Here is a 20,499-nt window from a genome sequence, read left to right on the forward strand (position 1 = left end):
TGCTCTACTTTATCGTAGGTGGCGTTATTCCCTACTCCCGTACTGCCCTATTCCCCCTACTCCCCTAACTTACGCATCCTTCTCAGCTTGCTCATTCACCGGCCCTGGCTCGACCGGCGCTTCACCAGCCACATGCTTGGGACCGCCTTTGGCAACGCCGACCATGGCCGGCCGCAACACCCGCTCGCCGATCGAATAGCCTGGCTGCACGACCTGGACCACGGTGTTGGCCGACACCTCCGGATTGGGCACCTCGAACATCGCCTGGTGGAAATTCGGGTCGAATTTCTCGCCTTCCGGCTCGAGCTTCTTCACCCCGTGCCGCTCCAGCGCCGATAGCATGGCGCGCTCGGTGATCTCGACGCCCTCGATCAGCGCCTTGAAGCCGGCATCGCCCGACGCCTTGGTTTCAGCCGGGATCGCATCCAGCGCGCGGCGCAGATTGTCCGATACCGACAGCATGTCACGGGCGAAATTGGCAACCGCATAGGCACGCGCGTCGTGCACGTCACGGGCGGTACGGCGGCGCAGATTCTCCATCTCGGCCGCGACACGGAGTGCGCGGTCCTTCAGCTCGTCGTTTTCCTTCAACAGCCGCACAAGCGCCTCATAGTCGCCGTCGACGCTGTCTTCCGAGCGCTCGGCGGCGGCCTCAGCCGCTTCGATATCCTCGGGCGCGCGTTCGTCTTTTGCCTGGTCGCTCATCGCCGTTTCCCGTCTTTTCGAATGATGTGGATTTTGTGCCCGATATCGAGGTTTGGCGGCCAAAAATCAAGGGGCAAGCGATACTGGAGCGGCCGCTCGCGCTTCGACGACGCACCATGAAGACCTTTCGATATTAATTCAAATTTTACTGTAAGCGCCGGCTTTGCTTGCCAAGATGCTGCGATGGGGGAACCATTCGTCTGCTGGAAGAGTTTCGAAGCCGACACAGGATTTTGAGATGATGACCCGCAACGATGGCGACTGTAATAAGAATGGCGCCCGCAACAATGACGAAAGACGTGAAAGGCTCGCGGCCGGCATCAGGCGCCAGTTCGGCACCGAGGCAACGATGCACTTTCTGCGCGCGTTGCCGGCGTTCCGGACGGAGAACGACATTCCCGATCGTTTCAAGGAATTGCTTGACCGCCTGGACGGCATCGAAAGCAGCGTAGCCGCCGGTGGCAGACGGCGATAGACCAACACATTCGCCTGTCGTTGCGTGCCGCCGGAGTCCAAGCATGCCCTTCGACATTGCAGCACCTAGAGCATCGCGCGACAATTACGCGCAGTAACTTCGCGTGATCCCTGCCTTGCGGCGACGGAATGGTCCGTCTATGCTTCCTGATGAACATGATTTCCCCCGAAGCTGTAGCGAACAGCAAACGCGCCTGGTTGAAAATCCTGGCGCGTTACAAGAAACCTGACAGGCGGCGCAGCGCCGTCGAACTTGCCATCACCCTCATCCCCTTTGCCACGCTGTGGGCACTGTCCTCGGCTGCCTATGCCCATGGTCATTGGTGGGGTCTGATCCTGATCCTTCCGGCCGCCGGCTTTCTGGTGCGGATCTTCATGATCCAGCACGATTGCGGCCACGGTTCTTTCTTCGCCAACCGCACCGCCGACGACTGGATCGGCCGCGGGCTGGGCATCCTGACCTTGACCCCTTACGATTGCTGGCGGCGTGCCCACGCTACCCATCACGCAAGCGCCGGCAACCTCGATGAACGCGGCACGGGCGACATCACGACGCTGACTGTCGCCGAATATCGGCAAATGTCCTGGCGGGGCCGCCTTGCCTATCGTCTCTATCGCCATCCGCTCGTCATGTTCGGCCTCGGCCCCATTTGGCTTTTCATCTTTGAGCAGAGACTGCCGGTCGGCATGATGCGAGGCGGCCTCACGCCCTGGGTGTCGTCAATGGCCACCAATGTGGCCATTGCGGTCGCCGCCGCTGCCCTCGTCTGGTTCGTCGGCCTCGAAGCGTTCCTGGTTGTCCATTTGCCCATCGTCGTTCTGGCCGGTTCCGCCGGCATCTGGCTGTTCTATGTCCAGCACCAGTTCGAAGAGACCGAGTGGGCAAAGGACTCCGAATGGGAGTTCCAGCATGCGGCCCTGCACGGCTCGTCCTATTATGACCTGCCGCCGGTACTGAACTGGTTCACCGGCAATATCGGCGTCCATCACGTGCACCACCTCTCCGCCAAGGTGCCGTGCTATCGTCTGCAGGAAGTCCTGAGGGACTATCCGGAACTGCGCGAAATCGGCCGCGTCACGCTTCTCGACAGCCTGCGCTGCGTCAAGCTGGCTCTGTGGGATGAGAGCCGCAGCAAGCTGGTGTCGTTTCGCGAAGCGCGGATGACTGCGTAAACGCACCGCCGCACCACAGGTGCGGCGGTTTTCCAAGATCTGGCTCAAGCCGCCTTGCGTTCGTCGCGCATCAGGATCTCGCCCTGGCGGATCTCGGTGCCGAGCACCTTCAGGCATTCGCGCATGAAGGCGGCGAGGCCCGGCCAACCCTTGGCCGATACCAGATTGCCGTCGACATGGGCGCCGGTCGGCGCGACATCGATGTAGGTGCCGCCGGCGAGCGTGACTTCCGGCTCGCAATACTGCAGCGCCGCGACTTCCCTGCCGCGCAGCACGCCGTCGACTGCCATCAGGATCTGCGCGCCATGGCAGATGGTGAAGATCGGCTTGCCGGTCTCATGGAAATGCCGCACCAGCGCCTGCACGCGCTTGTCGATACGGATATATTCCGGGCCGCGCCCGCCTGCCGCATAGACGGCGTCGTATTCGGCCGGATTCACCTCGGCAAAGCTCTTGTTGAGGATGTAGTCGTGGCCGAGCTTTTCCGTATAGGTCTGGTGACCCTCGAAGTCGTGAAGCGACGTCTTCAGGATATCGCCCGCCTTCTTGTCGGGACACACGACATGGACCGTGTGGCCGACCGCATGCATGGCCTGTTCAAAGACGAAAATCTCGTATTCCTCGCTGAACTCGCCAACGAGCATCAATATCTTCTTACCAGCCATTCCCGGTTCCTCCCTTGGTGGCGATATTTATTTCGGATCGCGAAATAATAGGCCCTATCTTAAGGTGCGGACGCCGAAAACAAAAGATTAAATGTGCAAAGTGGTCCGACCAGATGCGACCTGCTCCGTGGGGAAGATCAGCCGGCGCGCACCCGCCGCCAGGAATATTTGGGGCCTTTGGCCTCCGGCTTCACGGCCGGCTGGTAGGAGAGAGGCAGACCGCCGGTGCGGCCTTCCTCGAGCCGTTTCAGCAACACTGGATTTGATACTTCGAACTCGTCGAAGCCGAGGCGCAGCATATGCGGAAGCTGGTCGACCAGAACCTGTCCCGTGGCGCGGACCGCGCCCTCGAAACGGTAGCGGCTGCGCAGCAGTTCGCCCTTGGAGAAGGACCGGCCGTCACTGAAAGCCGGGAAGGCCAGCGCCACCAGCGATATCTGGTCGAGCAGGTCCGCGATCTTTTCGAGCTGATCGCCGGGCTGAAGCAGCACGCCGAGGCGCTCCTTCGCCGACCGGCGCACCGCCGGATCGAGGTCGAGAAATGCCTGCAGCGGCAGGATGAAGCGGCCATTGCCGGAGAGTGCGTCGGCACTCTCGGCATGGCTCCACTCGTCCTCGCTAAAACCAGTCGGGGTCCAGAGGCGGGTAACAGTCTCTGGCGTCAGTTCGGTCATCGAAAATTCCTAAAGCTCAAAAAAGATCCTAAAGCGATGCGTCGGTCAGCGACTTCTCCAGCCCCGACAAATGGATGCCGCACTCGGTCTTGGCGTGCCCTGCCCAGCGGCCGCTGCGCGCGTCATCGCCCGGCTGCACCGGCTGCGTGCACGGGAAGCAGCCTATCGACAGATAGCCATAGGCGACCAGCGGATTCTCACGCAGCGCATGCGCGCGCATATAGTTGGCCTGGTCGGCGGTCGTCCAATGCGCCAGCGGATTGATGCGGATGCGCGAGCCGACCGCCTCGAACACCGGAAGGGACGCCCGCGTCGTCGCCTGAAAACGTTTGCGGCCGGTGAACCAGGCGCGGAACGGCTCGACGCCGCGCGCCAATGGCTCAACCTTGCGAACACCGCAGCAGGCGTCGGTGTCGGTCTCGTTCAGATTGCCGGTCGGATCGATCCGTTCGAGTGCCGCTTCTTCGGGCGTGATCACCCTTATGTCGGTCAGCCCGAAATCGGCAACCAGCGCGTCGCGATAGCCGAGCGTCTCCTCGAAGTGCTTGCCGGTGTCGAGGAAGATCACCGGCAGCGTCCGGTCGATCTTGGCGATCATGTGCAGCAGCACTGCCGAATCCGCGCCGAAGGACGAAACCGCGGCGATTTCACTGCGAAAGAATTCCTGGGCCGAGCGCTCGATGATCTCCAGCGGCTTCAGATGACCATAGAGCGCATCGAGCCCCGCCGCTTCGGCGGCGATACCGGCCTCGACGTCGACGATACGATCAAGCGGCCTTGGCTTCGCCAGCATAGAGCGCCTCCTTGAACGGCGCGGGACCGACACGGCGGTAGGCGTCGATGAATTTTTCGTTTCTGTCCAGTCGAAGCCCGAGATAGGTCTCGACGATCTGTTCGATGGCGTCGGTGATCTCTGCCGAACTGAAGCCGCGGCCGATGATCTCGCCGACCGAGGTGTTCTCGTCGGCCGAGCCGCCGAGTGTGACCTGATAGAGTTCGGCGCCTTTCTTTTCGACCCCGAGGATGCCGATATGGCCGACATGGTGATGGCCGCAGGCGTTGATGCAGCCGGAAATCTTCAGCTTCAATTCGCCGATCTCGCGCTGCCGCTCGAGCGAAGCGAAACGAAGCGAGATTTCCTGCGCCACCGGAATCGAGCGCGCCGTGGCCAGCGCGCAATAGTCGAGGCCCGGGCACGAGATGATGTCTGATATCAGGTTGGAATTGGCGGTCGCCAGTCCGATGTCGACCAGCGCGTCATAGACCGCCTTGAGGTCGGCACGCGCGACATGCGGCAGGATCAGGTTCTGCTCATGGCTGACGCGCAGCTCGTCGAAAGCATATTTTTCGGCAAGGTCGGCGACCGCTTCCATCTGGCTGTCGGAGGCGTCGCCCGGCGCTTCGCCGATGCCCTTGAGCGAGATCGTCACGGCGGCATGATCGGGATGGCGGTGGGTCACCACGTTCTGGTCGAGCCATTCCGAAAAGCTCTTCGAATCGAGGCGGGCGAGCTTGACCGCCTCGTCGCCTTCCGGCCGGTCGGCCAGCGCCGGCGGCGCGAAATAGGCATCGATGGCGCGGATATCGGCTTCCGGCAGCTTTAGATCCGCATCCTTCAGCTCCTGCCATTCGGCCTCGACCTGGCGGGTGATCTCCTCGACGCCGGTCTCGTGGACGAGGATCTTGATGCGCGCCTTGTATTTGTTGTCGCGGCGGCCGTAGAGGTTGTAAACGCGCAGGATCGCCGTGCAGTAGGACAGAAGGTCGGCCTCGGGCAGGAAGTCGCGGATCTTCTTGGCGATCATCGGCGTACGGCCCTGACCGCCGCCGACATAGACGGCGAAACCGAGTTCGCCGGCAGCGTTCTTCTTCAAATGCAGGCCGATGTCATGCGTCTGGATGGCGGCGCGGTCGCGCTCGGCGCCGGTCACCGCGATCTTGAATTTTCTCGGCAGGAACGAGAATTCCGGATGCACGGACGACCACTGGCGCAGGATTTCCGCATAGGGACGCGGATCGGCCACCTCGTCGGCGGCGGCACCGGCAAAGTGGTCGGCGGTGACGTTGCGGATGCAGTTGCCGCTGGTCTGGATGGCGTGCATTTCTACACTCGCCAGATCGGCCAGGATCGCCGGAATGTCCGACAGCGCCGGCCAGTTGAACTGGATGTTCTGGCGCGTCGTGAAGTGGCCGTAGCCCTTGTCATATTTGCGTGCGATGTGGCCGAGCATACGCAGCTGCTTGCTGTTCAGCGTGCCGTAAGGCACCGCGATGCGCAGCATGTAGGCGTGCAACTGCAGGTAGACGCCGTTCATCAGCCTCAGCGGCCGGAACTGATCCTCGGTGATCTCGCCGGCAAGCCGCCGCGTGACCTGATCGCTGAACTCGGCGACGCGGGCCTGGACGAAATCGTGATCGAACTCATCGTAACGGTACATGTCTGGTCTTTCCGGGCGCGTCCGCCCGTTTCATCAATGTGGGCGTTTACGCCGCCCGAGCGGCTTCCGGGCGGGCCTGCTTGCCCAGATCGTTGCGGTTGGTCGGGCCGGCGGCGCGGATCTTTTCACGCAGCCGGGCCGCCTCGACCACACCATTGGCGACGGTCACGTCGATCAGATTGACGTCGACCACCTCATTGTTGGCATAGGCCGTGGCGCCGATCGCCTCCAGCCGGTCTTCAGCCGCCTTGTCATGGGCGACGTCGGCATTGTCGATGGTCTCGGCCCAGCCGCCATTGGCGTACCAGACGGCTTCGCCATCGGCGAGGCGGTTTGCGGTCAGAACTTTCATCGTTCAGCTCCTTCGGCGGCTGTTCGGACGGCGCCTTCATGCCTGTGTGCCGCGAGCGGCTCGGAACGTTCAAAATTGGCGCCGGCGACTGCATCGCCGATGATCGTCATGACCGGGCCGGTAAGGTCGGCACGCGCCTCCAGCGACGGCAGATCGGCGAGCGTGCCGTGGAAACGGCGGCGGTTGGCAAGGCTGGCATTCTCGACCACGGCGACCGCCGTATCCGGCGACAGGCCCGCCTCGATCAGCCGCCCGGCAACTTCGGCCGCGACCGAGCGGCCCATATAGACGGCGACCGTGGCGCCGGAAATGGCGAGCTTGGCCCAGTCGGGCAGCGAATTTCCCTTCAGATCGTGGCCAGTGGTGAACACCATCGACGACGACACGCCGCGCAGCGTCAGCGGCAGCTCGAAATCAGCGGCGGCGGCGAAGGCCGCGGTGACGCCCGGAACCACCTCATAGGCGATGCCGGCATCGCGCAGCGCTGCCATTTCCTCGCCCGCCCGCCCGAACACCAGCGGATCACCGGATTTCAGCCGCACGACGCGCTTGCCGTCGCGGCCGAGTTCGATCAGCAGCGCGTTGATTTCGGCCTGGCTCTTGGTATGGCAGCCCTTGCGTTTGCCCACCGGCAGACGCTCGGCGTCGCGACGGCCCATGGCGACGATCGCCTCCGGCACCAGCGCATCATGGACGATGACATCGGCTTCCATCAGCAGGCGGTGGGCGCGCAGCGTCAGCAGGTCTTCGGCGCCTGGACCCGCGCCAACCAGGGCAATGTGACCCGATGCCGGCACGTTCGAAAGCAACAGGTCGACGGCGGCGTCATGCGCCTGCGAAAGCTGGCCGGCGTCCATGGCGCGAGCCGGCGCGCCGCCGAAAAAGTCGCTCCAGAAGCGGCGGCGGGCATTGCCTTTCGGCAGCAATCTCTCAGCGGTGCCGCGCAACGAGGCAGCAAGCGAAGCAAGCGGCCCGAGCGACGGCGACAGCATGCGGTCGATGCGGCTGCGCAGCATCTGGGCAAGCACCGGGCCCGCCCCTTCCGTGCCGATGGCAATGGCGACCGGCGCGCGGTTGACCAGCGCCGGGGTGAAGAAATCGCACAGCTCCGGCCGATCGACGGCATTGACCGGAATGCCCAGCCGGCGCGCATCTTCGGCAACGCGCCGGTCGAGCGCCTCATTGCCGCTGGCGGCAAACACCATCACCGCGCCTTCGAGATGCGCGGCATCATATGCGGCAGCGATGTGGGTGGTGCCATTCGCGGCGATGAAGGCCAGCAACTCGGCCTCGGGGGCATCGGCTATGATGCGTAGCACGGCGCTCGACTGGCCGATCAGCCGCGCCTTGGCCAGAGCCTCCTCGCCGCCGCCGACGATGGCCACGGCTTCGCCCTCGAGCCGCATGAAAACGGGGAAGGCGTTGAGCTTGGGTATGGCCTGCGGCATGGCGAGTGGAATCCTGAATACGCTGTCAGTTCTACGCGCGGGAGCGGAAAAGCAGAAGGAAAGCACTCGCGCATCGCTTCGTGCGAAGCAATCGCTTTTCCGCAAGCACCAAAGGCAGGAGAAAAAAATTCCACACCCACGAGTGGAGCGGATCCAAGCCGCTGTAGCGAGCCTTGATCTGCGGCAGTTCTAGCGACAAGCGAGATATATTACAAAACACTTTTTTCTAAATTCTACCAATCTAGTAGACTAAAGCTGCGATGCGCTGAACACCGGAACATTCCTGCCTCGGCGCGCGTTTGCCCTGCGAATCCGAGCCTGGCTGTTCAGCTGCGGCAATGGCTCCAGAGACGGGCCTAGAAAACCATGAAAAACAGGAAAAAGGAGCGCTCCGTGAACAATCTCAAGCTAAAACGCGGACTGTGGATCGTGGTGGCCGACGGCGAGAAGGCGCTGTTCCTCGAGAACCGTGGCGACACCCAATATCCCGACCTTCAGGTCGTGCAGGAGATGGAACAGGCAAATCCGGCGACGCGAGAGCAAGGTTCGGACCGCCCCGGCCGCTACAGCGACGGCCCTTCCGTCCACCGCAGCGCAGTCGAGGACACTGACTGGCACCGTCTCGGCAAGGAGCGTTTCGCCGACGAAATTGCCGAGCGGCTGTACAAGCTCGCGCACCGCGGCGCCTTCAAGGAGATGGTGCTGATCGCACCGCCGCAGGTGCTGGGCGACATGCGCCGAAAACTGCACAAGGAAGTTGCCGAGAAGATCACAGTGGAAATTCCGAAGACACTGACCAACCACACCATCATCGACATCGAGAACCTGCTGCAGGCGGCCTGATCGCAGGCATCAGGCGCGCAAGCCGTTTCTTTTTTGCAGCAACCATTGCCAGCCCCGAGGCGGCTCGCCTTCTGTCACCCCTGTCGTCAGATCGTGCTGCGCGCCCGCGCCGCCAGCCCGAAGATCAACGTCATTGCCCGCGCCCATTCCGATGCCGAGGTCGAGCATCTCAAGGGGCTCGGAGCCGACACAGTCATCATGGGCGAGCGCGAGATCGCGCGGGGGATCGTGGAAGTGGTAATCGGACATGCGGCGGCACCGGCGTTGCCGGTAAAGGCGGCCGAGAAGCCGACGGCGTAGCTCCTTCCGTGGAGCGAAACACCGCTCACACGTGCTGGCCGCCATTGATGTGGATTTCCGAGCCCGTCACATAGGAGGCCTGCTGCGAGCACAGGAAGAAGATGATGTCGGCGACTTCGGCCGTGGTTCCCAGCCGCCGCAGCGGAATCGTCTCGACGATCTTTTCCGTGCCGGGTGACAGGATCGCCGTGTCGATCTCGCCGGGTGCGATGGCGTTGACGCGGATGCCGTGCGGGCCGAAATCATGCGCCATTTCGCGCGTCAGCGAGCCGAGCGCGGCCTTCGACGTCGCATAGGCGGTGCCGGCGAAGGGGTGCACCCGGGTGCCGGCGATCGAGGTGACGTTGACGATCGAGCCTTTGGCCGACGCCAATTCCCTAAACAATCCCCGCGCCAGCATGATCGGTGCGAAGAAATTGACCTGGAACACGTCGCGCCAGACATGCATCGGCGTGTCGATCGAATTCATGCGGCTGTTGCCATCCTTGAGCTTCGGCGAGATGCCGGCGTTGTTGACCAGCGCATGAAGCTGGCCGCCATGCGCTTCCAGCCGATGGCGGATTTCCGAGATCGCGATGCCGACATCCTCCTGGTCGGCCAGATCGACCTTGATGTGGTCTTCCGGACCGGCCGGCCACGGGCAGTCCTCGGCAAAGGCCTGGCGCGAGCAGGTGATAACGCGCCAGCCTTCGCGCGAAAAGCGCTTGACCGTGGCATGGCCGATGCCGCGGCTGGCGCCGGTCAGCACGATGGTCTTCCTGGTGTCGGTCTCGGCCATTCGCGATCTCTCTAGGGCGACGTGCGTCCCTTTGGACGCACAAAGTACGCTCTAGCACTTTTAAACCATGCATCGTGCTTTCCGAAAATCGATTTCGATTTTCGGGCCGATGTGTAGCCCGGAGATGTAGCGGAACACGGCAGCGATGACGAGGGGGTCAGCCGCCGGTGAGGATGTCGAGGATCGAGGTCTGCCGCTTCTTGACCGGGCCGCCGACATCACCGGGCGGCACCGGGCGCTTGATCGATGCGGTGTTGCTGTCACCGCCCGGCATGCCGAAGCCGCCGCCATCGACCGTTTCGGCTGGACGCACAGCGCGAGGCGATGACGCTTTTTGGGCGGACGGCGCGGATTGGCTGACCGAAGCGGACGGCACCGGCGCCGGTTGCGGCGTGTTGGACGGCATTTCGTCCTGCACGATCGTATCCGCAGGCGTCGACCTCCATGTTCCAGGCAGCGGCCGCACCGGCACGCCTTCATGCGCGGCGACCATGAATTCATGCCAGGCCTGCGCCGGCAGCGCGCCGCCGGTGACCTTCTTCATCGGACTGCCATCGTCATTGCCGAACCAGACGCCGGTGGTGAGATTGGCGGTATAGCCGATGAACCAGGCGTCGCGCGAATTCTGGCTGGTGCCGGTCTTGCCGGCGGCCGGCCAGGCAAAGGCCGCCTTCCTGGCAGTGCCGATTTCGACAGTGCCGGTCATCATCGAGTTCATCATACCGACGATCTCGGGCTTGACGACGCGCGGGGCGCCGCCGCCATTGTTGTCGTAGAGCACCTTGCCGCCGGCTGTCGTCACGCGGCGGATAAAATGGACGTCCGGCCGGTGGCCGCCATTGGCAAAGGGGACATAGGCCGACGTCAATTCAAGCGGCGTTACTTCAGAGGTGCCGAGCGCGATCGAGGTGTTGGCCGTGAGGTCGGACTGGATGCCCATGCGATGCGCCGCCTCGACGACGGCGTCAGGTCCGACTTCCATCGTCAGCTGGGCGGCCACCGAGTTCAGCGATTTCGCCAGCGCCGTCGCCAGCGCCACCTTGCCGAAATACTTGCCGCCGTAGTTGGTTGGCGTCCATTTGCCTATTCTGATCGGCGCGTCATTGCGCACGCTGTCGGGCGTACGGCCGGCCTCCAGCGCCGCCATGTAAACAAACGGCTTAAACGCCGAGCCCGGCTGGCGGCGCGCCTCCGAGGCGCGGTCGAACTGGCTGGTCGAATAATCATAGCCGCCGACCATGGCACGTACCGCGCCGGAATTGTCTATCGACACCAGCACGCCCTGGCTGGCATTGAGCTTTTTGCCGCTCCCGTCGATCAGTCGGCGGATCGATTGTTCGGCGAGCTTCTGCAGCGTGAGGTCGACGGTGGTGTCGACGATGATGTCGCCGCGCACGTCGCCGATCAGGTCGGGCAGTTCTTCCACGATGGTGTCGGCGACATAGTTTTCCGAGCCCGTCCAGTAGGATGCCACCCGCGACGCCGGCGCGGTCATCGCCGTGGTCAGTTCCTTGGCGCTGATCTTGCCTTCGTCGCGCATGGCGGCGAGAACGAGCTGCGCGCGCTGCTCGGCCGCCTTCGGGTCACGCGCCGGAGACAGTCGCGAGGGCGCCTTCAACAGGCCAGCGAGGAGTGCGGCTTCGGGCAGCGTGACATCGCGCGCGCTCTTGCCGAAATAGCGGCGCGAGGCCGCTTCGACACCATAGGCGCCGGAGCCGAAATAGACCCGGTTGAGGTACATTTCGAGGATCTGGTCCTTGGTGTGCTTGTGCTCGAGCCACAGCGCCAGAAGCACTTCCTGCACCTTGCGTTCCAGCGTGCGATCGGGCGTCAGGAACAGGTTTTTCGCCAATTGCTGCGTCAGCGTCGAGCCGCCCTGCGAAAAACGCCCGCCGAGAACGTTGGCCACCATGGCTCTGGACAGACCGATCGGGTCGATGCCCAAATGCGAATAGAAGCGGCGATCTTCGATGGCGATGACGGCCTCGGGAATATAGGCCGACATTTCATGCAGGCCGACGGCTTCGCCGCCGCTCATGCCGCGATTGGCAAGCAGCTTTCCGTCGACGGAGACGATCCTGATATTGGGTGCGCGGTCGGGAATGGCCCAGGTGGTGGCCGCCGGCATTTTCGCACCGTAATAGACAACAATGCCGGCGGTGGCGATGCCGCCCCAGATGGCCAGAACGAAGCACCAGTAGGCCAACCGGCCGAGCACGCCGAACAGGCCGCGCCGGCTTTTGCCGCGTCCTCGACGCGACGATTTTGTCTTGGCCGATTGGCGCTTTGCAGAGCTCTTGCGGTTGCTCGGCACGACGCGATCCTCCTCGCTCACCGAAAAACCGGCCGAGGATTTCGCCCGTGGCGGTCCCTCGAAGCTCGGTTCGATGCGGCTGTCTCTGCGGTTCGCCATGCGCTGTGCTGTCTGTCCCGATGCCTATCGCATCGGCCCGAAAATCGCAATTTTCGGGCCTATGCGAAGCTTCAAAGTCGTAGAGCGCACTCTGTGCGTCCGAACGGACGCACGTCGCTCCATGGCGTTCGGGGTGAAGAGTAGATGCGGCGATTTAAGGGCGGGTTAAATGGTTCAAAGTTAATTCAATGCGTTACGGCACGTCACCGCTCCGTTCCTTGCTCCTGGCGGTCGGCAACAATGGCGTCTATCGCGAGACGGCGGAGCGGTCTCGCATTTCGGCATCAACTGCCCAGCCGCAGTCGTTCGGCGCGGACCGCCCATGGCAAGGTAGCCGCAATCTATGCTCGTCATTAGAGCGCGATCGGTAAAGTGCGTTCGATCGCGCTCTAAACCATTGAATCTACGCATGACCTTGTCACCAAAGTTACGCGCCCTGGGGATCATGCGTTAGCCAATCGCAGCACGAACGGAAAGCGCTGCCCAGGATGATTGCATCGTCTCGCCCACATGGCAGTAGCAGACAATTTCGTGGAGCTCATTGTCGGTCAATTCGAAGAAACGCTTTGCTTCGCCATAAGTATCGTCTTTCAGCCCCTCATCGCGCAGGATCGAATCCTCGAAGGCAAGCGATATTGGCGAGCCTTCGCCACGCATAATTTCGCGCTCGGGTGACGAACGATATTCGGTCCCGATAAGTGCGGTGAGGAGTCGGTTGGGCTGCCGTTCAAGAAGTTTTGACCAACGTTCGAGACGCTGGGTTCGGTCCATTGCAGGAGGTGTTGGGTCTCTGTGTACCTTTGCCACCGTATGCAGTTGGTCCAGTGTTTGGTGCCTCATGGCAACCTCCTAATAGTAGGTGGGTTGGCCCCAAACTCCCTGTACCAAGATCATACCGCGAATGTATCGATACGTCACTCTCATTCCATATCCAGCTTGGCTTCTCTCCGGGTGCATCGAAGGATGGAGCGGCCCCTGCCTTATCGTCGATTTTCGGCCTGATGGGATAGATCGTCGGCACCTTTGCCGCGCCAACCCGGCGCGCTCAGTTCTGCTGGATCGAAATGCCTTTTTCGTCGATCTTGAGTTCCACGCCCTTCGGCCTGGTTTGCTCGCGATAGACATAGACGCCGAGCGCGATGACCACCACGACGAGCGCGCCGATGATGAGATAGAGCATGTTCTGTTTCATGGCGCGCCCTTGATGTGCTTCGAGGATCAGGCCTGCTTCACCAGCTTGATCAGCACGAGCAGGATGACCGCGCCGATCGTGGCGTGGACGATGGAGGCAAATATGCCACCGCCTATGGCGAACCCCAGCGTTGGGAAGAGCCAGCCGGCGATGAAGGCACCGACAATGCCGACAGCGATATTGCCGACAAGGCCGAGGCCGAACCCCTTGACCATCAGGCCGGCGAGCCAACCGGCAATGGCGCCGATGATGATGAAGACAAGCAGGCTCTCAGTACCCATTGCATATCCCTCCTGAGCGAACGGCCGTGGAGCAGAAAGCTCCGAATCGACCTCCGATTGCAACAGGTCCAAACTATTGGAAAGGAGCCGGCGCCGCCAGCGGCGTCATTCGTCGTCGTCATCCCCGGATGCAGGCCGCCAGCTGATCGGTTCGATCTTCCTTTGCGTATGACCGTCGGTATAGGCCCACCAGCCGGTGTCGTTCTCGTCCCAGTCGCCGCCGGCCGCTTTCAGCCTCTCTAGCGACCGGTACTGCGCGATGGATTCGTTTATCACGCCGTCGCTGTCCTTCCAGTAGACGGTGACCTTGGAGCCATCCTTGGGCGCTGTGTCGATTGGTTTTCTGGCAGCCATTTCATCCACTCCATGACCGACAGAACATCGCGGTGAACACCTGGTTCCACCTTAGCTGTGGGCGAAGATGTCTGCCTCATCCCAGCCCATCAGGTCGAGTTTCGCACGCGTCGGCAGGAAGCGGAAGCAGGCCTCGGCCTCCTTGCTCCGGTTGTCGCGCGCCAGCCGCGCTGTCAGAACATCGCGCAGCTGGTGCAGATAGAGCACGTCTGAGGCGGCGTATTCGAGTTGTTCGGGCGACAGCGTTTCCGCCGCCCAGTCCGACGATTGCTGCGCCTTCGAAAGGCTGACGCCGAGAAGCTCAAAGCAGATGTCCTTCAGCCCGTGCCGGTCGGTGTAGGTTCGGGTAAGCCGCGAGGCGATCTTGGTGCAGAACACCGGCTCCGGCATGACGCCGAAGGCGTTGTAGAGCACGGCGAGATCGAAACGGCCGAAATGGAACAGCTTGGTTATGCTGCGGTTCTTGAGCAGGCTGACGAGGTTTGGCGCCTTCTTCTGGCCGGGCGCGATCTGGATGACGTCGGCGGAACCGTCGCCCGGCGAGATCTGCACCACGCAAAGCCGGTCGCGATGCGGATTGAGTCCCAGCGTCTCCGTGTCGATGGCGACCGCCCCGACGTCGTAGTGCAAGAGCCCCGGTAGGTCGTTCTTATGGAAGCGGATATCGCTCATCGTCTTCTCCGGTCGCGACTGGACGCACGTCGCTCTAATGCATGTCGCGCAAAAGTGTGCAGCGGTTTTGCGATAACGACATGCATAAGACAACAACCTAAAGCGCGTCGCATCAGGCCGGTCAAACGCGACGCGGCTTAGCCCGTCCTTGCCGCGATCCGATGAAAAATCAACAGAAAGTTGAATTCTTGCCCTGTCAGCGTGTCAGCGCATCGAGAATGCGCGCCCAGGAGCGTTGTCCCTTGTGGAAGGAACTCATCTCGTATTTCTCGTTCGGCGAATGGATGCGGTCATCGTCGAGCCCGAAACCGACCAGCAAGGATTCGATGCCGAGATAGGTCTGGAAATCGCCGACCACCGGGATCGAGCCGCCGCTTCCCGTCGTCACCGCCGGCTTCGGCCATTCGTCGGACAGCGCGTCCTTGGCCTTGGCGAGAAACGGCGAGTCGTAGGAAAGCTGGATCGCCGGCGAGCCGCCATGCGGGTGGAAATCGACTGAGCAGTCGGCCGGGATGCGCTCCCTGACGAAGGCCTGGAAAGCGTCTCGGATCTTCTGGGGATTCTGCTTGTGGACGAGGCGGAAGGACACTTTTGCCGAGGCTTCCGCCGCGATCACCGTCTTGAACCCCTTGCCGGTATAGCCGCCGGTAATGCCGTTGAACTCGGCCGTCGGCCGCGCCCACGTGAGTTCGAGCACCGAGCGGCCCTTTTCGCCGGACGGGATCGACAGGCCGACAGGTCCGAGGAACGTCTCGGCGGTTTCGCCGAGCGCCTCCCATGACTTCAGGATCTGCGAAGGCGTCTCCTCGACGCCGTCATAGAAACCGGGAATGGTGACGCGACCGTTCTGGTCGTGGATGTCGGCCAGTATCCCGGCCAGGATGCGGATTGGATTGGCGGCAGCACCGCCATAGAGACCGGAATGCAAGTCGCGGTCGGCGGCCTTCACCGTGATCTCCTCGCCGACCAGCCCGCGCAGCGCGACGCAGATGGACGGCGTATCGCGGTCCCACATGCCGGTGTCGCAGACAAGCGCAAAGTCGGCCTTGAGTTCGGCCGCATTTGCCTCGAGGAACGGCTTCAGCGATGGCGAGCCGGACTCCTCCTCGCCTTCGAACAGGATTGTGATGCGGCACGGCAGCCCGCCATGCACTTGCTTCCAGGCGCGGCAAGCCTCGACGAAGGTCATCAGCTGCCCCTTGTCGTCGGCCGAACCACGTCCCGTGATCACCTGATGGCCGGGCTCGATCTCCTTCACCGAAGGCGCGAACGGATCGCTTTCCCAAAGCTCGATCGGGTCGACCGGCTGCACGTCGTAATGGCCATAGAACAGGACATGCGGTGCGCCCGCCGGCCCGTCATGGTGCGCCACCACCATCGGATGGCCTGGCGTGTCACGCACGCCGGCGTCGAAGCCGATCAGTTTGAGCTCCGCCACCAGCCATTCCGCCGCCTTGCGGCAGTCTGCGGCATAGGTCGGATCGGTCGAGATCGACTTGATCCTGAGCAGGCCGAACAGGCGCTCCAGGCTCTCGTCGAGGTTGTTGTCAAGGCGGTCGAGGACGGGAGAAATTCTGGACATTTTTATCAGGCCTTTCGATTCTGAGCGGCAACCCTAAAGCTGCGAGGCAGAAACGAAAAGCCGGCGGTCGTTGGACCACGGGCTTCAAAGAGCAAAAAAATGCCGCCGTGGTGGAGGGGGAACCACGGCGGCCTTTACTCGAAACGATGCGGCAGCCCGGAGAGGGGGGGGTAGGCTGCCGCAAGTGTCCGGGATAGGCGGGGGACGGGCCTTGCTCCGGACTTCGGCGAAAAATGCCGATGGCGTTTATCTGTGTCTCCGAACGTGGCGATTCAAGGGCACGAAGATTACACTTTCGTAACATACCCGTGATCGGATCGACTTGTCAGGGATGTTGCCGGAACCGGTGGTTGAGGCCGCCTTTGGCATGGACCACGACGCCGCGCCGCGCTATCCCTTCGTCCCATGAAAAAAGGCGATCATCTCTTCCTTGTCGACGGCTCCGGCTACATCTTCCGTGCCTATCACGCGCTACCGCCGCTGACCCGCAAATCCGACGGGCTGCCGACCAGTGCCGTGCTCGGCTTCTGCAACATGGTATGGAAGCTGACGCAGGACGCCCGCAACACCGATGTCGGCATCGTGCCGACGCATTTCGCCGTCATCTTCGACTATTCGTCGAAAACCTTCCGCAACGACCTCTACCCCGAATACAAGGCCAACCGCTCGGCACCGCCGGAAGATCTGATCCCGCAGTTCGGCCTGATCCGCCAGGCGACCAGGGCCTTCAACCTGCCCTGCCTCGAGACAGAAGGCTATGAGGCCGACGACCTGATCGCCACCTATTGCCGGCTTGCCTGCGAAGCCGGCGGCGACACCACCATCATTTCCTCCGACAAGGATCTGATGCAACTGGTCGGCCCTTCGGTCGCCATGTACGACCCGATGAAGGACCGCCAGATCGGCGTTCCCGAGGTGATCGAGAAATGGGGCGTACCGCCGGAAAAAATGATCGACCTGCAGGCGCTGACCGGCGATTCGGTCGACAATGTGCCGGGCGTGCCCGGCATCGGGCCGAAGACCGCGGCGCAATTGCTGGAACAGTTCGGCGATCTCGACACGCTGCTCGCCCGGGCCGCCGAAATCAAGCAGGACAAACGGCGCGAATCGATCATTGCCAACGCCGACAAGGCGCGCATTTCGCGTGAACTGGTGACGCTGAAGAACGACGTGCCGGGGATCAGCGGACTCGACGATTTCGTATTGCATCCGCCCGACGGACCAAAGCTGATCGGCTTCCTCAAGACGATGGAATTCTCCTCGCTGACCCGCCGGGTGGCGGAAGCGACCGGAACGGAAGCGGCTGATGTCAAACCCGTTCCCGTCATTATCGAACGCGCCGATACCGCGCATGGTCCCGATGTCGGGTTTGGCTTGCCAGTAGCCGCCGAAAGGGCGGCTGGCGCAGTGACAGACGAGGCAGGGGAAGCGGTGCCGGCCACCGTCAAGGTGGAACCCAAGGAAGGCGACACCCCTTCGCTTCTCTCGGCGCTCCGCTTCGAGGACGCCACTGCCAGCAAGATCGACACAAGCGCCTACGTCTGCATCCGCGACACAGCAGTGCTGAAGGCATGGGTGGCCGAGGCGATGGAGACCGGCATCGTCGCCTTCGACACCGAGACCAATTCAGCCGATCCGATGCGGGCCGAGCTGATCGGCCTGTCCATTGCCACCGCGCCCGGTCGCGCCGCCTATGTGCCGCTCGCTCATAAAAGCGGCAACGGCGACCTGCTCGGCGGCGGAATGGTCGAAAACCAGATCCCGATCCGTGAGGCGCTTGGCATTCTGAAGCCGTTGCTGGAGGACAAGTCGGTTCTCAAGATCGTTCAGGAGCTGAAATACGACCTCGTCGTCATGAGCCGCCACGGCATCGATGTCGCCCCCTTCGACGACACCATGCTGATTTCCTACGTGCTCGACGCAGGCACGTCCGGCGGCCACAGCATGGCGGCTCTGTCGGAAAAATGGCTCGGCCACTCGACCATTGCCCTCAAGGAGCTCGCTGGCTCTGGAAGAAACTTCGTCGGCTTCGACCAGGTCGATATCGACAAGGCCACAGCCTATGCCGCGGAGCACGCCGATGTGACGCTCAGGCTCTGGCGGGTGCTGAAGCCACGGCTTGCCGCCAAGGGCCTGGTCGCGGTCTACGAGCGGCTGGAACGGCCGCTGGTGCCGGTTCTGGCAAGGATGGAGCAGCGCGGCATCTCCGTCGACCGGCAGATCCTGTCGCGGCTTTCCGGCGAACTGGCACAGGGCGCCGCGCGGCTGGAGGACGAAATCTATCAGCTCGTCGGCGAGCGCATCAATATCGGCTCGCCAAAACAGCTCGGCGACATCTTGTTCGGCAGGATGGGCCTGCCCGGCGGCTCCAAAACCAAGACCGGCCAGTGGTCGACCTCGGCGCAGCTCCTGGAAGACCTCGCCGCAGAAGGCCACGAACTGCCGCGCAAGATCGTCGACTGGCGCCAGCTGACCAAATTGAAATCGACCTATACGGATGCACTGCCCGGTTTCGTCCATCCCGATACGAAGCGCGTCCACACCTCCTATGCCCTTGCCGCGACGACGACGGGACGGCTGTCGTCCTCCGATCCCAACCTGCAGAACATTCCGGTACGCACCATCGAGGGGCGGAAGATCAGGACGGCCTTCATCGCCGACAAGGGCAACAAGCTGGTTTCCGCCGACTACAGCCAGATCGAGCTACGCGTGCTCGCCCATGTCGCTGAGATCCCGCAGCTCAAGCAGGCGTTTGCCGACGGCGCTGACATCCACGCCATCACTGCGTCGGAGATGTTCAACGTGCCGGTCGAAGGCATGCCCTCGGAGATACGCCGCCGCGCCAAGGCGATCAATTTTGGCATCATCTACGGCATTTCCGCCTTTGGCCTGGCCAATCAACTGTCGATCCCGCGCGAAGAGGCCGGCGCCTATATCAAGAAATATTTCGAACGCTTCCCGGGCATCCGCGACTATATCGACGCGACCAAGGCCTATGCCCGCGAATACGGCTATGTCGAAACGATCTTCGGCCGCCGCATCCACTATCCGGAGATACGGTCGTCGAACCCTTCAGTCCGTGCCTTCAACGAGCGCGCCTCGATCAATGCCCGGCTGCAGGGCACCGCGGCCGACATCATCCGCCGTGCCATGATACGCATGGACGATGCGCTGGAAAAAGCGAAGCTTTCCGCCCGCATGCTGCTGCAAGTGCATGACGAACTGGTCTTCGAGACGGCCGATGCGGAGGTCGAGGCGACGATCCCCGTCGTGCGCCATGTGATGGAGAACGCCGCGATGCCAGCGGTGTCGATGTCGGTGCCGCTGCACGTCGACGCCCGCGCCGCCGACAATTGGGAAGAGGCGCATTAGTTCGGGGCCGCTATCGACTTCCCGTTTAGGAAGGCAGTATCTGGTGACTCCCTTCCCTCAGTGTGCCATTTTTCGGTTCAAGGTTCACGACAAGCAGCCGTGTGCTATATTGCCCCCATGATCACCAAGACACTCGAGAATCTGGTAAAGCACGCGGCAGCTTGGCCTCGCGAGGACCAGGAGGAGCTGGCCGACTATGCCCGCGTCATCGAGGCGCGCCGAACGGGTCTGTATGCCACGTCGGAAACAGAGCGGCGCGCCGTGACAGCAGGACTCGCAGAGGCCGATCACGGCACTTTCGTAGATGAGGATACGGTTCGCGCTGCCGACATTCGCCGCAGGCTATGAAGGTCCGATTCACGCGGCAAGCCTTTGCCGAACGGGAAGCGATTTTCAATTACCTCGAAGAGCGGTCACCTCAGGGCGCCTATTCAGTCATTTCCCGGATCCAGGCTGGGATTTTGCGACTTGCCGAATTTCCGGAGAGTGGCCACGCGACCGACATTCCTGACGTTCGCGTTCTCTTCATAGGTCACTATCCCTACAAGGTTTTCTACCGCGCCCGTGCCGATGCAATCGAGATCCTGCACATCCGGCATACCTCAAGAAGGCCCGTTTCCTAGGTGCCGTCCCCGTTTCCTAGTGCCGTCATTGGCACCCAGCGAGGCTTCGAGGTCCGATGCGCTTACTTGCCCTGGCTTAAAGCGTCGGCTGTGAAGAACGTCGATTTCGCTGACGGCGGTTGCGATCAGGGCCGGAAAGACGGGGCTGGCAAATGGGCGC

21 protein-coding genes and 1 pseudogene are annotated in these 20,499 nt (G+C 62.4%); 7 read left to right on the forward strand and 15 right to left on the reverse strand.

Going from position 1 to position 20,499, the window contains the following annotated elements; genetic code table 11:
* Window positions 1-69: 69 nt before the first annotated feature.
* A complete protein-coding gene (gene grpE / locus AC0L3L_RS28225; protein WP_473640253.1) occupies window positions 70-705 on the reverse strand; it encodes a nucleotide exchange factor GrpE in 636 nt (211 codons plus the stop codon).
* Between the two features lie 238 nt (window positions 706-943).
* Here grpE and AC0L3L_RS28230 point away from each other — a divergent pair, with 238 nt between their 5' ends.
* The gene (locus AC0L3L_RS28230) at window positions 944-1,180 is read left to right on the forward strand and encodes a hypothetical protein (RefSeq protein ID WP_244603111.1); all 237 of its coding nucleotides are present in this window, start codon (window positions 944-946) and stop codon (window positions 1,178-1,180) included.
* Between the two features lie 149 nt (window positions 1,181-1,329).
* Window positions 1,330-2,352 carry a fatty acid desaturase gene (locus AC0L3L_RS28235; protein WP_123151723.1) on the forward strand — a complete coding sequence of 341 codons (1,023 nt, stop codon included), beginning with the start codon at window positions 1,330-1,332 and terminating at the stop codon, window positions 2,350-2,352.
* A 44-nt stretch (window positions 2,353-2,396) separates the two neighbouring features.
* Here AC0L3L_RS28235 and AC0L3L_RS28240 read toward each other — a convergent pair whose 3' ends face one another.
* The 6 genes from AC0L3L_RS28240 to cysG all read right to left on the reverse strand — a co-directional run bounded on the left by AC0L3L_RS28240 (window position 2,397) and on the right by cysG (window position 7,929).
* Complete coding sequence (locus AC0L3L_RS28240; RefSeq protein ID WP_473640254.1) at window positions 2,397-3,017, reverse strand: DJ-1/PfpI family protein; 621 nt, start codon at window positions 3,015-3,017, stop codon at window positions 2,397-2,399.
* 137 nt (window positions 3,018-3,154) lie between these two features.
* Window positions 3,155-3,691 carry a DUF934 domain-containing protein gene (locus AC0L3L_RS28245; protein ID WP_473487879.1) on the reverse strand — a complete coding sequence of 179 codons (537 nt, stop codon included), beginning with the start codon at window positions 3,689-3,691 and terminating at the stop codon, window positions 3,155-3,157.
* A gap of 28 nt (window positions 3,692-3,719) precedes the next feature.
* Window positions 3,720-4,484, reverse strand: a complete 765-nt coding sequence (locus tag AC0L3L_RS28250; RefSeq protein WP_473487878.1) for a phosphoadenylyl-sulfate reductase — start codon at window positions 4,482-4,484, stop codon at window positions 3,720-3,722.
* Window positions 4,459-6,129, reverse strand: coding sequence for a nitrite/sulfite reductase (locus AC0L3L_RS28255; protein ID WP_473640255.1), 1,671 nt, complete (start codon window positions 6,127-6,129; stop codon window positions 4,459-4,461). Before AC0L3L_RS28255 ends, AC0L3L_RS28250 begins: the two co-directional genes overlap by 26 nt.
* A 46-nt stretch (window positions 6,130-6,175) precedes the next feature.
* A complete protein-coding gene (locus tag AC0L3L_RS28260) occupies window positions 6,176-6,481 on the reverse strand; it encodes a DUF2849 domain-containing protein (RefSeq protein ID WP_473487876.1) in 306 nt (101 codons plus the stop codon).
* The gene (cysG, locus tag AC0L3L_RS28265; protein WP_473640257.1) at window positions 6,478-7,929 is read right to left on the reverse strand and encodes a siroheme synthase CysG; all 1,452 of its coding nucleotides are present in this window, start codon (window positions 7,927-7,929) and stop codon (window positions 6,478-6,480) included. Before cysG ends, AC0L3L_RS28260 begins: the two co-directional genes overlap by 4 nt.
* A gap of 393 nt (window positions 7,930-8,322) precedes the next feature.
* Here cysG and AC0L3L_RS28270 point away from each other — a divergent pair, with 393 nt between their 5' ends.
* On the forward strand, window positions 8,323-8,772 hold the full coding sequence (locus tag AC0L3L_RS28270; protein WP_292403369.1) for a baeRF12 domain-containing protein: 450 nt from the start codon (window positions 8,323-8,325) through the stop codon (window positions 8,770-8,772).
* Between the two features lie 87 nt (window positions 8,773-8,859).
* A pseudogene (locus AC0L3L_RS28275) lies at window positions 8,860-9,072 on the forward strand (NAD-binding protein); the annotation flags it as partial.
* A gap of 25 nt (window positions 9,073-9,097) precedes the next feature.
* Here AC0L3L_RS28275 and AC0L3L_RS28280 read toward each other — a convergent pair.
* The 8 genes from AC0L3L_RS28280 to AC0L3L_RS28315 form a co-directional block, all read right to left on the reverse strand.
* Entirely contained in the window at window positions 9,098-9,850 is a 753-nt protein-coding gene (locus tag AC0L3L_RS28280) for an SDR family NAD(P)-dependent oxidoreductase (RefSeq protein ID WP_027153080.1), read from the reverse strand.
* 157 nt (window positions 9,851-10,007) lie between these two features.
* On the reverse strand, window positions 10,008-12,263 hold the full coding sequence (locus tag AC0L3L_RS28285) for a transglycosylase domain-containing protein (protein WP_473640259.1): 2,256 nt from the start codon (window positions 12,261-12,263) through the stop codon (window positions 10,008-10,010).
* A gap of 450 nt (window positions 12,264-12,713) precedes the next feature.
* On the reverse strand, window positions 12,714-13,103 hold the full coding sequence (locus tag AC0L3L_RS28290) for a hypothetical protein (protein ID WP_473640260.1): 390 nt from the start codon (window positions 13,101-13,103) through the stop codon (window positions 12,714-12,716).
* A gap of 205 nt (window positions 13,104-13,308) precedes the next feature.
* Window positions 13,309-13,455 (reverse strand): hypothetical protein, encoded by a 147-nt coding sequence (locus tag AC0L3L_RS28295; protein ID WP_473487872.1) that lies wholly within the window; start codon window positions 13,453-13,455, stop codon window positions 13,309-13,311.
* Between the two features lie 26 nt (window positions 13,456-13,481).
* Complete coding sequence (locus AC0L3L_RS28300) at window positions 13,482-13,736, reverse strand: GlsB/YeaQ/YmgE family stress response membrane protein (RefSeq protein ID WP_123151714.1); 255 nt, start codon at window positions 13,734-13,736, stop codon at window positions 13,482-13,484.
* Between the two features lie 105 nt (window positions 13,737-13,841).
* Window positions 13,842-14,090: a hypothetical protein gene (locus AC0L3L_RS28305; RefSeq protein ID WP_473527330.1), complete on the reverse strand. Its 249-nt coding sequence runs from the start codon at window positions 14,088-14,090 to the stop codon at window positions 13,842-13,844.
* 51 nt (window positions 14,091-14,141) lie between these two features.
* Window positions 14,142-14,762 (reverse strand): ribonuclease D, encoded by a 621-nt coding sequence (locus tag AC0L3L_RS28310; protein WP_095496889.1) that lies wholly within the window; start codon window positions 14,760-14,762, stop codon window positions 14,142-14,144.
* 196 nt (window positions 14,763-14,958) lie between these two features.
* Window positions 14,959-16,344: a M20/M25/M40 family metallo-hydrolase gene (locus AC0L3L_RS28315; RefSeq protein ID WP_473640262.1), complete on the reverse strand. Its 1,386-nt coding sequence runs from the start codon at window positions 16,342-16,344 to the stop codon at window positions 14,959-14,961.
* A gap of 405 nt (window positions 16,345-16,749) precedes the next feature.
* On the opposite strand from AC0L3L_RS28315, the gene polA reads away from it, so the two are divergent.
* From polA to AC0L3L_RS28330, 3 genes are all read left to right on the forward strand, one after another.
* Entirely contained in the window at window positions 16,750-19,716 is a 2,967-nt protein-coding gene (gene polA, locus AC0L3L_RS28320) for a DNA polymerase I (protein ID WP_473640264.1), read from the forward strand.
* Between the two features lie 99 nt (window positions 19,717-19,815).
* Entirely contained in the window at window positions 19,816-20,064 is a 249-nt protein-coding gene (locus AC0L3L_RS28325; RefSeq protein WP_292540564.1) for a hypothetical protein, read from the forward strand.
* A complete protein-coding gene (locus AC0L3L_RS28330) occupies window positions 20,061-20,339 on the forward strand; it encodes a type II toxin-antitoxin system RelE/ParE family toxin (RefSeq protein WP_473640266.1) in 279 nt (92 codons plus the stop codon). The genes AC0L3L_RS28325 and AC0L3L_RS28330 overlap by 4 nt, the downstream gene beginning before the upstream one ends.
* Window positions 20,340-20,499: the final 160 nt, after the last annotated feature.

The organism is Mesorhizobium sp. WSM4849, assembly GCF_055811385.1.

Bases quoted from the DNA above. Each gene is read 5' to 3' on its own strand.
- grpE (WP_473640253.1), bottom strand. From the start codon at position 705: ATGAGCGACCAGGCAAAAGACGAACGCGCGCCCGAGGATATCGAAGCG.
- AC0L3L_RS28230 (WP_244603111.1), top strand. From the start codon at position 944: ATGATGACCCGCAACGATGGCGACTGTAATAAGAATGGCGCCCGCAAC.
- AC0L3L_RS28235 (WP_123151723.1), top strand. From the start codon at position 1,330: ATGAACATGATTTCCCCCGAAGCTGTAGCGAACAGCAAACGCGCCTGG.
- AC0L3L_RS28240 (WP_473640254.1), bottom strand. From the start codon at position 3,017: ATGGCTGGTAAGAAGATATTGATGCTCGTTGGCGAGTTCAGCGAGGAA.
- AC0L3L_RS28245 (WP_473487879.1), bottom strand. From the start codon at position 3,691: ATGACCGAACTGACGCCAGAGACTGTTACCCGCCTCTGGACCCCGACT.
- AC0L3L_RS28250 (WP_473487878.1), bottom strand. From the start codon at position 4,484: ATGCTGGCGAAGCCAAGGCCGCTTGATCGTATCGTCGACGTCGAGGCC.
- AC0L3L_RS28255 (WP_473640255.1), bottom strand. From the start codon at position 6,129: ATGTACCGTTACGATGAGTTCGATCACGATTTCGTCCAGGCCCGCGTC.
- AC0L3L_RS28260 (WP_473487876.1), bottom strand. From the start codon at position 6,481: ATGAAAGTTCTGACCGCAAACCGCCTCGCCGATGGCGAAGCCGTCTGG.
- cysG (WP_473640257.1), bottom strand. From the start codon at position 7,929: ATGCCGCAGGCCATACCCAAGCTCAACGCCTTCCCCGTTTTCATGCGG.
- AC0L3L_RS28280 (WP_027153080.1), bottom strand. From the start codon at position 9,850: ATGGCCGAGACCGACACCAGGAAGACCATCGTGCTGACCGGCGCCAGC.
- AC0L3L_RS28285 (WP_473640259.1), bottom strand. From the start codon at position 12,263: ATGGCGAACCGCAGAGACAGCCGCATCGAACCGAGCTTCGAGGGACCG.
- AC0L3L_RS28290 (WP_473640260.1), bottom strand. From the start codon at position 13,103: ATGAGGCACCAAACACTGGACCAACTGCATACGGTGGCAAAGGTACAC.
- AC0L3L_RS28295 (WP_473487872.1), bottom strand. From the start codon at position 13,455: ATGAAACAGAACATGCTCTATCTCATCATCGGCGCGCTCGTCGTGGTG.
- AC0L3L_RS28300 (WP_123151714.1), bottom strand. From the start codon at position 13,736: ATGGGTACTGAGAGCCTGCTTGTCTTCATCATCATCGGCGCCATTGCC.
- AC0L3L_RS28305 (WP_473527330.1), bottom strand. From the start codon at position 14,090: ATGGCTGCCAGAAAACCAATCGACACAGCGCCCAAGGATGGCTCCAAG.
- AC0L3L_RS28310 (WP_095496889.1), bottom strand. From the start codon at position 14,762: ATGAGCGATATCCGCTTCCATAAGAACGACCTACCGGGGCTCTTGCAC.
- AC0L3L_RS28315 (WP_473640262.1), bottom strand. From the start codon at position 16,344: ATGTCCAGAATTTCTCCCGTCCTCGACCGCCTTGACAACAACCTCGAC.
- polA (WP_473640264.1), top strand. From the start codon at position 16,750: ATGAAAAAAGGCGATCATCTCTTCCTTGTCGACGGCTCCGGCTACATC.
- AC0L3L_RS28330 (WP_473640266.1), top strand. From the start codon at position 20,061: ATGAAGGTCCGATTCACGCGGCAAGCCTTTGCCGAACGGGAAGCGATT.